This window comes from Grimontia kaedaensis, from assembly GCF_023746615.1.
GTDB classification, from domain to species: domain Bacteria; phylum Pseudomonadota; class Gammaproteobacteria; order Enterobacterales; family Vibrionaceae; genus Enterovibrio; species Enterovibrio kaedaensis.
Genome location: NZ_CP082275.1, coordinates 542472 through 555280 on the forward strand (window position 1 = coordinate 542472; position 12809 = coordinate 555280).

The window sequence follows — 12809 nt, forward strand, 5'->3', positions numbered from 1 at the left end:
AGAGAAATAAGCCATATTGAAAGGCCAGACGGGCGCTTGGAGAGCACAGCAGTCGCCCGCAAAGGATGCTCGCAAGGAAGGAAAGTAGTTGAAAGTCCATCTCGGAGCTTACGCTGCCGTGTGAGTTTACCTCGTGCAGTTAGAAGACCAAACAGACTCAACGAATAAGAAAGTTGTAAATACTCAAGGAGTAGAAGAATGCTGATTTTGACTCGTCGCGTAGGTGAAACGCTGATGATTGGTGATGAAGTGACTGTTACCGTGCTGGGCGTAAAAGGCAACCAAGTTCGCATTGGTGTGAACGCGCCTAAAGAAGTGTCTGTTCACCGTGAAGAGATCTACATGCGTATACAGGCAGAGAAGGGCAACCCAGCACCAACTGGCGGCAACTTCTAAGTACCGCGCATTTGAGTTTTCAGAAAGGCCGAACGTTGACTCGGCCTTTTCTTTACCTAATCGTAAATAAACTGACCAACCGAAGACCGAGAACGACTGTCAGACTGTGATTTTTTAAGGTGTTCAGGTTGTTCATTTAAAACACAATTGGTGGCGATTTTGCCTTGCTAAAGCGGCAAATGGCGGAGAAGTGTGCAAACACAACGAGATTGCAGATTTTTCCCGATAAAGTGTTTGACATATTCTTGGCTCAAAGTAATATGTGCCTCCGCAAGACGGTGAGGTGGCCGAGAGGCTGAAGGCGCTCCCCTGCTAAGGGAGTATACGGTTTGTAGCCGTATCGAGGGTTCGAATCCCTCCTTCACCGCCATTCTTGCACTGCGCGTCCGTAGCTCAGCTGGATAGAGTACCTGGCTACGAACCAGGCGGTCGGAGGTTCGAATCCTCCCGGACGCGCCATTATTATTTTTGTTTTTTTGGTAGATTCCGAAAAACAGCCCGAATTGTTGTGCGCTCGTAGCTCAGCTGGATAGAGTACCTGGCTACGAACCAGGCGGTCGGAGGTTCGAATCCTCCCGAGCGCGCCATGATTTGTGCGGTGAGGTGGCCGAGAGGCTGAAGGCGCTCCCCTGCTAAGGGAGTATACGGTTTGTAGCCGTATCGAGGGTTCGAATCCCTCCTTCACCGCCATTTGTAAATTAGTTGCGCGTCCGTAGCTCAGCTGGATAGAGTACCTGGCTACGAACCAGGCGGTCGGAGGTTCGAATCCTCCCGGACGCGCCATCCTAATTTACCCTCCTCAAGGCAATAGCCTTTCTAAGGACGAAGCTCCGTTTCCGACGAAGCGCTGGCATCCGGATGATGCATAAAGTGTTTACTGCGCGCTCGTAGCTCAGCTGGATAGAGTACCTGGCTACGAACCAGGCGGTCGGAGGTTCGAATCCTCCCGAGCGCGCCATTTCACTTTTATCTTGATTGAACTTTATACAATCAATGCCTGCGCGACCGTAGCTCAGCTGGATAGAGTACCTGGCTACGAACCAGGCGGTCGGAGGTTCGAATCCTCCCGGTCGCGCCATTCCTTTTCTGCATTTCTATTCGAAACTTCCGACTAATATCTCACTGTCTCAAAAGCCTTACTTTTCTACATATTCTCTGTTTTTATACTTTTACTACTTTATCTGCTCACTGTTCTTCTCATTCGAGAAAAAACCGATTAACTCACTAAAAAATAGCATTTTTACTATGCGAACTTTCCGCAACAAGTTGCACCCTATTTTAGGTGTCCAGTATTAACAATATGGTAACAATTGTCCGTGTTTATTGCGTCAGAGGCCGAAAATGAAGCAAATGATGAGAATTGCAGGATTGTCATTATTGCGTTTTGTTAGTATTTTGACCAACAACTTAACTGAGTGAGTAAATTCTCAACAAAATGTAAAATACGTTTCGTTGAGAAAAGTCGTGCCGATTTTCCGGTAAATGGAATACGGTAACCTGCAAGGAAGCAAACATATGGATTTGAGTAGTACTCTCCAGCACGCTGCCACACTCATGCTGACAGGCATGGTAGTGGTTTTCGTCTTTCTTACCATCCTGGTCGGTCTGGTGAAGCTGATGTCCCGCCTGGTCCCCGAAGAGTTGCCACCTCAGGCAACCACCACGACCACCCCATCAAATAACAATAATGGTCAGGTGTCCGGGGAAACTATTGCTGCGATTTCTGCAGCAGTACATAAATACCGTAATCGCCAGCGCTAGCTGATGCGAAACATACAATTACAAGGAGTTTTGTCGTATGTCTAAGCCACTCGCTATTACAGACGTTGTCTTGCGTGATGCGCACCAATCGCTGTTCGCGACCCGTATGCGTCTTGATGACATGTTACCGATTGCCGCTGCGCTAGATGATGTCGGTTACTGGTCATTGGAAACCTGGGGCGGCGCTACATTTGATGCCTGTATCCGTTTCTTGGGTGAAGATCCATGGGTTCGCCTGCGCGAACTGAAAAAAGCGATGCCGAAAACCCCAATGCAAATGCTGCTGCGTGGTCAGAACCTTCTGGGTTATCGCCATTATGCAGATGACGTGGTAGAGAAATTTGTTGAGCGTGCTCATGCCAACGGTATGGACGTATTCCGTATTTTTGATGCGATGAATGACGTGCGTAACTTTGAGAAAGCGGTGAAATCCGCGGTGGATGTTGGCGCGCATGCTCAAGGTACGTTGTCTTACACCACCAGCCCTTACCACACATTGGACACCTGGACTGATCTGGCAAAACGCCTTGAAGATCTGGGCTGTCACTCCCTATGTATCAAAGACATGTCTGGTCTGCTCAAGCCTTATGAGGCAGAAGAGCTGATAAAGCGCATCAAAGCTTCTTGTGATATCCCTCTTGCGCTGCACTGTCATGCAACAACCGGTCTTTCTACTGCTACCGCGGTTAAAGCGGTAGAAGCGGGTCTGGATGTGTTGGACACCGCGATCTCTTCGATGAGCCAAACTTACGGCCACACGCCAACCGAAACCGTTGTGGCTATGCTGCAAGGTACCGAGCGTGATACTGGTCTGCAACTCGAAAAAATCGAGCCAATTGCCGCTTACTTCCGTGGAGTTCGTAAGAAGTACGCCAAGTTTGAAGGTCAGCTTAAAGGCGTCGATTCTCGTATCCTGATTGCTCAGGTTCCGGGTGGCATGCTGACTAACATGGAAGGCCAGCTTAAAGAGCAGGGCGCAGCAGATCGTCTGGATGAAGTACTGGAAGAGATTCCACGCGTTCGCGAAGACTTGGGTTATATCCCACTTGTGACACCAACTTCTCAAATCGTTGGTACTCAGGCGGTTATCAACGTACTGACGGGTGAACGCTACAAGAGCATCACCAAAGAAACAGCTGGCGTGCTGAAAGGTGAATACGGCGCAGCACCTGCAGAAGTGAACAAAGAACTTCAGGCGCGTGTTCTGGATGGTGGAGAGGCGATTACCTGTCGTCCTGCTGATCTCATTGAACCAGAGCTTCACATTCTGACTGAAGAGCTGATTGCCAAGTCGAAAGAGGAAGGCATCTTACTGGCAGAAGCGCAGGTTGACGACGTTCTGACTTACTCTCTGTTCCCACAGGTTGGTCTGAAATTCCTGAAAAACCGTGGCAACCCGGATGCCTTTGAGCCAGTACCAGGTTCTGAACCTGAAGTCGCAGCTGCTCCTGCAGCTCCAGCTTCTGCCGGTGGCACTGAAGCTTACAGCGTTCAGGTAAACGGTCAGGTTTATGATGTGGTCGTTGGTCCGCAAGGCGAGCTGACATCTGTGACGCCTTCTGCGGCAGCGCCAACTGCAGCTCCTGCCCCTGCACCAACAGCTGGTGCATCAGAAGCAGTTGCAGCGCCTCTGGCGGGTAACATCTTCAAAGTGGTTGCAAAACAAGGTCATCAGGTTCAGGAAGGCGATGTGCTACTTATCCTGGAAGCAATGAAGATGGAAACAGAAGTTCGCGCAACTCGCGCTGGTGTCGTGCAAGACGTAATGGTGAAAGAAGGTGACTCTGTTACCGTTGGTTCACCGCTACTGAGCCTGGCGTAAGAGGAAAATCATGGAAGGTTTGTTAATCCTCTGGAGTGAAACCGGTCTGGCCAACTTTGATTTTGGCCAGCTCGTAATGATCACTGTCGGTTGTTGCCTGTTGTTTTTGGCGATTCGTAAGGGTTTTGAACCCTTGCTTTTGCTGCCAATCGGCTTTGGTGCCATCCTCGCGAATATCCCTAATGCCGGCTTTACTGAGCCGGGTGGCGTGCTGTATTACGTTTATTACGTAGGCATTGAATCTGGAATCTTCCCACTGCTGATCTTTATGGGCGTGGGTGCCATGACTGACTTCGGTGCATTGATTGCCAACCCTCGTACCCTTTGGCTGGGCGCAGCTGCGCAGTTTGGTATCTTCGCTACCCTGTTTGGTGCCATTTTACTGAACCTAGTGCCGGGGATGGAGTTCTCACTGGCAGATGCGGCATCTATCGCGATTATCGGTGGTGCGGACGGCCCAACGGCAATCTTCCTGGCCAGTCGCCTGTCTCCAGACTTGTTGGGTGCTATTGCAGTTGCGGCGTACAGCTACATGGCGCTGGTGCCAATTATCCAGCCGCCAATCATGAAGCTGCTGACCAACGAGGAAGAGCGTAAGATCGAGATGCAGCAACTGCGTCACGTGTCTAAGACAGAGAAAATCATCTTCCCATTGGCGGTACTGATGATGGCTATTCTGTTCCTGCCTTCAGCGACACCGCTGGTTGGTATGTTCTGTCTGGGTAATCTGATGCGTGAATGTGGTGTGGTTGACCGTTTGTCAAATACGGCACAAAACGAGCTGATCAACATCGTGACCATCTTCCTGGGTCTGGCAGTCGGTTCTAAGCTTCAGGCAGAATCATTCCTGAAGTTTGAAACGCTGGGTATTCTGGTGTTGGGGGCGGTCGCGTTCAGTATCGGTACTGCGGCTGGTGTATTGATGGCGAAGCTTTTGAACAAATACAGCAAAGACAACATCAACCCACTGATTGGTGCGGCAGGTGTTTCGGCTGTACCTATGGCTGCACGTGTGGTTAACAAGGTGGGTCTTGATTCCAACCCGCATAACTTCCTGTTGATGCACGCAATGGGGCCAAACGTCGCAGGTGTATTGGGCTCAGCGGTTGCAGCAGGTGTTCTGCTGGCACTGGTCGGCTAACCCTTTAAAATACGTTCACAAAATAATAAGGCGGAAGGCATTGAGTCTTCCGCCTTTTTTATTAACACTTGAAAAAAACGCTGGTGCAGAAAAGGACGAAACCATGCCACAGAATCTTCAACTTGCCATCACTGCTTTCGGTGGACCAGATACCCTCAAGCTGCAACAAACCGATATTCCAACACCATCTGAGGGTCTGGTACTGGTGAAAGTGGTGTTCGCGGGCGTCAACCCGATCGACGCTAAAACCCGTGCAGGTCTTGGCTGGGGCGCAGAGAAAATCAGAGACAGCTTGCCCTGGACGCCTGGCTTTGATGCAGCAGGTGTGGTCGTGCATGACAGCGGACAGTTTAAGGCTGGTGATCGTGTCGTGGGACGTATTGTCGAAGGTGGGGGCTATGGCCAGTATCTTTGTGCACCTTCTGACGCGCTCTCTTTTGTACCGGAGGATGTGTCTTTGGATCAAGCCTCAACGCTTCCCGTTGCGGGTCTGACAGCATTGCAGGCGCTTGAGTTAGTCAATACGACCAAAGACGACAGAGTACTTATCCTGGCAGGCGCAGGGGGTGTTGGCCATATCGCCATCCAACTCGCGAAAGCCAAGGGCGCAGATGTCTTTGCCAGTTGCTCCGCCAAAAATGAAGAGTTTGTTTCTTCGCTGGGGGCTACCGCTTTGGATTATGGCAAAGCACCGCTTGAACAGCAGATTGAGGACATTGATGTGCTGATTGACCTGATGGGCGGCGATGTTGGCGAAGCGGCATTGGCTTCAGTGAAAGCCGGTGGTCGTGTGGTCACTGTGCCAACCATTACGGCTCCGCGCATTATCGAAGCGGCAGAGAAACGTGGTGTCATTGCTCAAGGGATGCTGGTACAGCCGAATGTTACCCAGCTTGATGGGCTGCTGAATGCGGTGTCGGACAAATCGCTTACCATCGAAATCAGTAAAATCTATCCGCTTGAAGACGGAGTTCAGGCGCATGTCGATATCCAAAGCGGCAGAACCCGTGGAAAAATTCTTTTGGAGATCCCGCAATAATGAGTCGCTATGACAAATACGAAGCACTGATTTTCGACCTCGATGGCACGCTGCTAGATTCCATGCCTGCGCACTTTGCTGCTTGGCAGCAAACAGCCTCTGACTTTGGGTTTGAGGTTGATGAAAGTTGGTATCACTCCCGTGGTGGCAGTCCGACGATTTTGACGGCTCAAACTCTGGTGAAAGAGTTGGGGCTCGCTATTGAGCCCCAAACATTGGCTGACCACAAAACACAGTCTTTCAAATACTTGATGGAAGATCATCTTGAGCAACTGCCGTTTGTCGAAGTGGCCAAATACTATGTAGGCAAAAAGCCGATGGCAGTGGGAACAGGAACCTTGACTGACATTGCGACGAGAATGCTGGAGAAATCTGGGCTTCTTCATTTGTTTGATTATGTGGTGGGGGCGGATCAGGTCTCCGCCCACAAACCTGCGCCGGATACCTTTTTGCACTGTGCGCAGCTGGTGCAAGTGTCACCGGAAAGGTGTCTGGTGTTTGAAGACGCGATATTTGGTATTGACGCTGCGGCGGCAGCAGGGATGGATGTCATAGATGTACGGGTGACAGACGTTGGATTGGATTAGTGGTGACTCTGCGCTGTGGGTCTTGTTTTCGACCGGTTTTCTCAGCGCAACCTTGCTTCCTGGTGGCTCTGAAGCCAACCTGATTTACCTTCTTAAGCAGAGTGATTACGGTATCGCCATACTGGTTATGGTAGCGACTTTGGGTAATACCCTTGGTGGCATGACTAACTATTGGATAGGCCGTTTTATTCCCGCGCGAACCCTTAACCAAAAACACGGTCAAAGAGCCATTAGCTGGTTGCAACGTTATGGTTACTGGACGTTGCTCCTAAGCTGGCTTCCCATTATTGGTGACCCCCTTTGTCTTGCTGCCGGATGGCTGAGACTCAAACAACGTTGGTGCTGGATCTTGATTGCGATCGGCAAAGCGCTGCGTTATCTCATTCTGGCACTGGTCACTCGAGGCCTTCTGTTTTAACGATCATAGAAAGGATAGTTAGTGCGTTATTTTATCCTCACTGCCGCTGTATTAGGGCTGTCGGGGTGTGGCGTGTATCAGGCCACTTCCCAGCCTTCACTGCCTGAGGGCATCACGTTTATCGAACAAGAGAAAGCAGGCGAGAACACCCCGTCGATTCCTTATCAAAAGTACCAGCTGGACAACGGCCTGACAGTGGTCTTGCACCCGGATGATTCTGATCCTCTGGTGCATGTGGACGTGACATATCATGTCGGCTCCGCGCGTGAAGAACCGGGTAAATCTGGTTTTGCGCATTTCTTCGAGCACATGATGTTCCAAGGTTCGAAGCATGTCGGCGATCAGCAGCATTTCAAATTTGTCACCGAATCTGGTGGTAGCGTCAATGGCACCACTAACCGTGATCGCACCAACTACTATCAAACTGTGCCTGCCAATGAGCTGGAAAAAATGCTGTGGCTGGAATCGGACAGAATGGGGTTTCTGCTTGAAGCGGTCTCCCAGCGTAAGTTTGAAATCCAGCGTGATACGGTGAAAAACGAACGTGCTCAGAACTTCGAAAACCGCCCGTATGGCTTGGTCCATGAAACCCTGGCCGCGGCGCTTTATCCGCCAACTCACCCTTATAGCTGGCCGACGATTGGCTATGTGGAAGATTTGAACGGCGTTGATGTTGACGATTTGAAAGACTTCTTCTTGCGTTGGTATGGACCGAACAATGCCACGCTAACCATTGGCGGTGATATCGATGTTGAGCAGGCGCTGAAGTGGGTGAACAAATACTTTGGTGATATCCAACGTGGACCGGAAGTGAAAGCGGCGGACAAATGGCCTGTGACTATTGACGCTGACCGTTTTGTGACACTCGAAGACAATATTCAGCAGCCAATGCTGGTAATGAGCTGGCCAACTGAATACCCGAATGCAGATTCCCGCGTGGCGGTCGACATGTTGGGCTCGGTGTTAGGCCAAGGGCGCAACAGCCTGCTGTATCAAGATTTGGTGAAACCGGGCAAAGCGCTCAGTGCTAGTGCCTATCAGGATTGTGCAGAGCTTTCCTGTAACTTCCAGCTTTACGTGCTAGGTAATCGTGGTCAGGATCTTAGCGAGCTTCGCGGTGATGTGATGAAGGTGCTGGATTCACTCAAAGTCCGCGGCATCAAAGAAGACGATCTGGAACAGGTGAAAGGCAGCGCGGAAGCAGGTGCTGTGTTTGGCCTGCAAAGTGTGCAGGGTAAGGTTTCCCAGCTTGCGTCGAATGAAACCTTCTATGGTGACCCAGACAGGCTGGCAAGCTGGCTTGATAAGCTGAATGGCGTGACCACCCAAGATGTGGAAAATGCCTTTAACCGTTTTGTATGGCAACAGCCTTCGGTGAATGTGTCAGTGGTACCTAGAGGTCAAAAACGCCTGCAAGCGGCCGAGCAAAACTACACCGCAACCCGGGCGACATCATCCGGTGAGTCAGAAAAGTCGGCGATGCGTTACACCCCGGAAACGTTTGATCGCAGCGTACCACCGGGTCCTAACGGTTCAGTATCGGTGAAAGTGCCTGAACTTTATCACGCCAAGCTGGGCAATGGGATTGAGATCTCCGGCGCTGAATCAAACGAAACGCCAACAGTGACTGCGCATCTGGTGCTTCCTGCCGGAAGCTTGATGGAGCCCAAGGGCAAGAGTGGATTGGCGTCGCTGACGGCAGATTTGATATCTGAAGGCACGACCCATCGAAGCAGTGAAGATATTGCTGCTGAGTTAGATCGCCTGGGCTCAAGCATAAGCATCAGCGCGTCATCACGTGGCACTACAATCAGTGTTTCCTCATTGACCAAAAACCTGCGTGAAACCCTGACGCTTGCTGGTGACATACTGTTTAATCCGCGCTTCGATGAAGCAGATTTCGACCGCTTAAAGAAGCAGGCACTGGAAGGTATTCATTTCAGTCACCAAACGCCGCAATGGCAGGCTGGACAGGCCAGACGTGAAGTGCTCTACAGTGACCCTTGGCACGCTTTGCCGTCAGAAGGCACCAGGGAAACTTTGAGTGGTCTGACGCTTGATGATGTGAAACAGTTCTATGTAGATAATTACACGCCCGACAATGCGCGACTGATTGCGGTCGGAGACATTGATAAGCAAACCTTACTGTCTAAAGTGAACGGCTTGAGCCGCTGGAAAGGTAATAAGGCCACTGCGCCAGCGCCAGCAGAGCTCAAGCAATATCCACAATCGCAGATCTGGCTGGTGGACAAACCAGGTGCGCCGCAAAGTGTGGTGCAAATGGTACGTCACGCTATGCCTTATGACGCAACGGGTGAGATGTTCAAAACCCAACTGGCAAACTTCAACTTGGCTGGAAATTTCAACTCGCGACTTAACCTGAATCTTCGTGAGGACAAAGGCTACACTTATGGAGCTGGCGGCTATGTGGTGGGTAATCAGGACACAGGCCGTGTCGTATTTCAGGCGCAAGTGCGCGCAGACAGTACGGTAGATACTGTCCGCGAAATGCAAAATGAACTCAACGAGATGACGTCAAGTGGCATCACTGACGATGAGTTGAAGTTCCTGCGACTTGCCGTAGGCCAAAAAGATGCGTTGAGCTATGAAACGCCTGGTGATAAAGCCGGTCTTATTGCCAACATGATGCGCCATCAGTTGTCGTCAGATTACAAAGCGCAGCAGAAAGCGATTATTGAGACGGTTTCAAAAGAAACCCTCAATGCACTGGCGGCAAAATGGTTCGAACCTGACGCGTATCAGGTGATTATTGTGGGAGATGCGGCGACACTTGAACCTGCACTTTCCACACTGGGACTGCCCGTAAAGCGTTTAGTGGTTGAGAATTAACCCCTAAACTTCGGCAGGAAAGCCAAGAGTAAATACAGTGAGATGGCTTTTGCCACCAAGAGTGATTATGCTTAGCCATCTTACTGCTTTATGACAATAAACGAGTGCAGCCTTGACTAGTTTCTCCCAAAGGTTGGAAGCGTTCTCCGCAAACCCGGAAGCGCTCAAAGGCATTGGCCGAGGTGTTGAGCGCGAAGCATTGCGCATCACACCACAAGGCACGCTGTCCTCCGACGCCCATCCAAAAGCGTTAGGCTCTGCCCTGACTCATCAATGGATTACCACCGACTTCGCCGAGCAATTGCTGGAATTCATCACGCCGGTGACCTATTCCGTGCCTGAAATGATCTCGCAACTGCAGGACATTCATCGATTCACCTATCGCACACTGGGCGAAGAATCTTTGTGGCCGATGTCGATGCCGTGTTATGTCGCGAATGAAGATGACATCACGTTGGCGCAGTACGGCTCGTCAAACGTAGGTCGAATGAAGACCCTGTACCGCCAGGGGTTGAAGCACCGCTATGGCAGCGTGATGCAAATCATCTCCGGCGTGCATTTTAATTTCTCGTTCCCAAGCAGTTTCTGGCAGCAGTTGTTTGGCGAACAAACACCGTACGCAAGACAGGAATCCGTCTCTGAAGCGTATTTCGGTTTGATCCGAAACTACTACCGCTTTGGTTGGATGATCCCTTATCTGTTCGGTGCTTCACCAGCGCTGTGCGGGTCTTTTATCGACAAAACCGAGTCGAAACTGGATTTTAAAGAGGTGGGTAATGGTACCTGTTATCTGCCATACGCGACCTCACTTCGCCTGAGCGATTTGGGTTACACCAATAATGCGCAAAGCAGCCTGAAGATTGGCTTCAACGGCCTTGAGCAGTATCTACAAGGTGTGCGCGCGGCAATTGGTACGCCATCTTCTGACTTTGCGAAGATTGGCGTGAAGGACGAAAACGGTTATCGCCAGCTCAACAGTAACGTACTCCAGATTGAAAACGAGCTCTATGCGCCGATTCGTCCGAAGCGTGTAGCGAAAAGTGGTGAAAAACCGTCTGAAGCGCTGGAGCGTGGAGGTGTTGAATACATCGAAGTGCGCTCGCTGGATGTAAACCCGTTCAGCCCGGTGGGCATTGATGATTATCAGGTGTACTTCCTCGACTTGTTCATCACCTGGTGTGCGCTTTCAGAATCTGCACCAATGACAGATTGTGAGCTGCAATGCTGGCGCGAGAACTGGAACAAAGTGGTGTTGGAAGGACGTAAACCGGGTCTGACGCTGCAAATTGGCTGTGATGGCGAGCAACTGACTCAAGCTGAATGGGGACAACGTGTCTTTGCTGATCTGGCGGAGTTGGCAGTGGTGATGGACAGTGCTTACGGTGGCGATAAATACCAGTCAGTCTGCAAAGAGCTGTCATCTTGGTTCGACAACCCGGATAAAACACTATCAGCGAAACTGCTGAAAGATGTACTCGATAATAAAAGCATCGGTAAAGTGGGTCTGGGTATTGCACGCCACAACCAGATTTGGTTTGCAGAGGGCGACTACCAGACTTTCTCCAAGCAACAGTTTGAATCAGAAAGCGAAGCCAGCTTAAAACGTCAGCAAGATGTGGAGCAAGGCGACGGTATCAGCTTCGAGCAGTATCTGGCCGAGTATTTTGGTGATAGTGTATCGCTTTAGTACTAGACCTATTTGATATTAAACAGGCTGGCATACCCAGCCTGTTTTTATATGTGCAAACAAAGCGATAGAAAGGACACCCATGCGCGTTTCTCCCAAATGGCTGCTTGTTCTCTGTGCACTGGTATTGACCGGTTGTGCAACACCTCCGCCGAAAAATCCCGATAACCTCTGTAGTATTTTCCGTCAGTATGATGACTGGTACGAAGATGCGGTGGATATGGAAGATGACTGGGGAACGCCTATCCATATCGCTATGGCATTCGTGAAACAGGAAAGTTCCTATGTGCATGATGCCGTACCCCCACGAGACTATGTCCTTTGGGTTATCCCATGGGGGCGCTTAAGCAGTGCATATGGGTACGCGCAGGCACAGGATCCGGCTTGGTCTGATTACCAGAAAGCCACTCGAAATGGCGGATCCCGTACTGATTTTGGTGATGCGATGCAGTTTATCGGTTGGTACACCAGTGAGACTCAAAAGCAACTCGGTATTTCCAAGTGGGACGCTTACAACCAGTATCTGGCTTATCACGAGGGACGAGGCGGCTTTAAGCGCGGTACCTATAAGTCCAAGCCGAAAGTGATGCAGGTAGCGAGAAAAGTTGAGCGCCAGGCTCAGACATACGGCGGCCAGTTGAGAAGTTGTCGCGAAGAGCTTGAAGACAGTAGAAGCTGGTGGTCATTCTAGCTGGTTTCACAAAAAGGCCTGTTTCAGACAACCAAAAGCGCCGGACCAGGCGCTTTTTCGCGTTTAGCTAGCCTATAGCTACCCAAATTTAAAAACTCGTAGAACCTTCATTCAGGTTGTCCAAAACCCACTGCGAATTTGCGTTGTCTGCTCGAATCTAGACCCGAAATCAGGCGCTTTGAGTTTAATTTCGTGTTTAACCGTATGAGTTTGGCTAGGTGAATTTTCCATAGAAAGACTCAAATACCCATCTTTATGCTGCATAGATTAATGTCGTCGCTGACCATCACCAGACGGACTAGCATTGACTGATAAAGCAGAGGGTCGGGCATATCAGAGTTGCTTGATGATACCCAACACACAGGAATCATGATTATAGCCATTTGGGGTTTTGTCACGTGCCAATGAAATTTCGTG

General features: G+C 50.4%; 10 protein-coding genes and 7 tRNA genes. All 17 read left to right on the forward strand.

The annotated features are described in order from the left end of the window. Positions 1-198: 198 nt before the first annotated feature. The 17 genes from csrA (at position 199) to K6Q96_RS02760 (ending at position 12392) form a co-directional block, all read left to right on the forward strand. Complete coding sequence (gene csrA / locus K6Q96_RS02680) at positions 199-396, forward strand: carbon storage regulator CsrA (protein ID WP_002537591.1); 198 nt, start codon at positions 199-201, stop codon at positions 394-396. A gap of 277 nt (positions 397-673) precedes the next feature. Beyond that, a tRNA-Ser gene (locus tag K6Q96_RS02685) sits at positions 674-766 on the forward strand. A 12-nt stretch (positions 767-778) separates the two neighbouring features. Continuing rightward, positions 779-855, forward strand: a tRNA-Arg gene (locus K6Q96_RS02690). A 51-nt stretch (positions 856-906) separates the two neighbouring features. Then, positions 907-983 (forward strand) — tRNA-Arg (locus K6Q96_RS02695). A 10-nt stretch (positions 984-993) separates the two neighbouring features. Continuing rightward, positions 994-1086, forward strand: a tRNA-Ser gene (locus K6Q96_RS02700). A 16-nt stretch (positions 1087-1102) separates the two neighbouring features. Then, positions 1103-1179 (forward strand) — tRNA-Arg (locus K6Q96_RS02705). Between the two features lie 98 nt (positions 1180-1277). Next, a tRNA-Arg gene (locus tag K6Q96_RS02710) sits at positions 1278-1354 on the forward strand. Between the two features lie 43 nt (positions 1355-1397). After that, positions 1398-1474, forward strand: a tRNA-Arg gene (locus K6Q96_RS02715). Between the two features lie 437 nt (positions 1475-1911). Further along, positions 1912-2157 carry an oxaloacetate decarboxylase subunit gamma gene (locus tag K6Q96_RS02720; protein ID WP_251877606.1) on the forward strand — a complete coding sequence of 82 codons (246 nt, stop codon included), beginning with the start codon at positions 1912-1914 and terminating at the stop codon, positions 2155-2157. A 37-nt stretch (positions 2158-2194) separates the two neighbouring features. Continuing rightward, the gene (oadA, locus tag K6Q96_RS02725) at positions 2195-3979 is read left to right on the forward strand and encodes a sodium-extruding oxaloacetate decarboxylase subunit alpha (protein WP_251877608.1); all 1785 of its coding nucleotides are present in this window, start codon (positions 2195-2197) and stop codon (positions 3977-3979) included. A gap of 10 nt (positions 3980-3989) precedes the next feature. Continuing rightward, on the forward strand, positions 3990-5120 hold the full coding sequence (locus tag K6Q96_RS02730; protein ID WP_165018790.1) for a sodium ion-translocating decarboxylase subunit beta: 1131 nt from the start codon (positions 3990-3992) through the stop codon (positions 5118-5120). Between the two features lie 103 nt (positions 5121-5223). Continuing rightward, complete coding sequence (locus K6Q96_RS02735; RefSeq protein WP_251877610.1) at positions 5224-6159, forward strand: NADP-dependent oxidoreductase; 936 nt, start codon at positions 5224-5226, stop codon at positions 6157-6159. Continuing rightward, on the forward strand, positions 6159-6746 hold the full coding sequence (yqaB, locus tag K6Q96_RS02740) for a fructose-1-phosphate/6-phosphogluconate phosphatase (protein ID WP_251877612.1): 588 nt from the start codon (positions 6159-6161) through the stop codon (positions 6744-6746). Before K6Q96_RS02735 ends, yqaB begins: the two co-directional genes overlap by 1 nt. Further along, positions 6733-7164 carry a YqaA family protein gene (locus tag K6Q96_RS02745; RefSeq protein ID WP_046303721.1) on the forward strand — a complete coding sequence of 144 codons (432 nt, stop codon included), beginning with the start codon at positions 6733-6735 and terminating at the stop codon, positions 7162-7164. Before yqaB ends, K6Q96_RS02745 begins: the two co-directional genes overlap by 14 nt. A 21-nt stretch (positions 7165-7185) precedes the next feature. Next, the gene (locus K6Q96_RS02750; RefSeq protein WP_251877614.1) at positions 7186-10014 is read left to right on the forward strand and encodes a M16 family metallopeptidase; all 2829 of its coding nucleotides are present in this window, start codon (positions 7186-7188) and stop codon (positions 10012-10014) included. Between the two features lie 112 nt (positions 10015-10126). Then, positions 10127-11701: a glutamate--cysteine ligase gene (gshA, locus tag K6Q96_RS02755; protein WP_434802156.1), complete on the forward strand. Its 1575-nt coding sequence runs from the start codon at positions 10127-10129 to the stop codon at positions 11699-11701. Positions 11702-11783: 82 nt separating this feature from the next. After that, the gene (locus tag K6Q96_RS02760; RefSeq protein WP_251877616.1) at positions 11784-12392 is read left to right on the forward strand and encodes a transglycosylase SLT domain-containing protein; all 609 of its coding nucleotides are present in this window, start codon (positions 11784-11786) and stop codon (positions 12390-12392) included. The last annotated feature ends 417 nt before the right edge of the window (positions 12393-12809 follow it).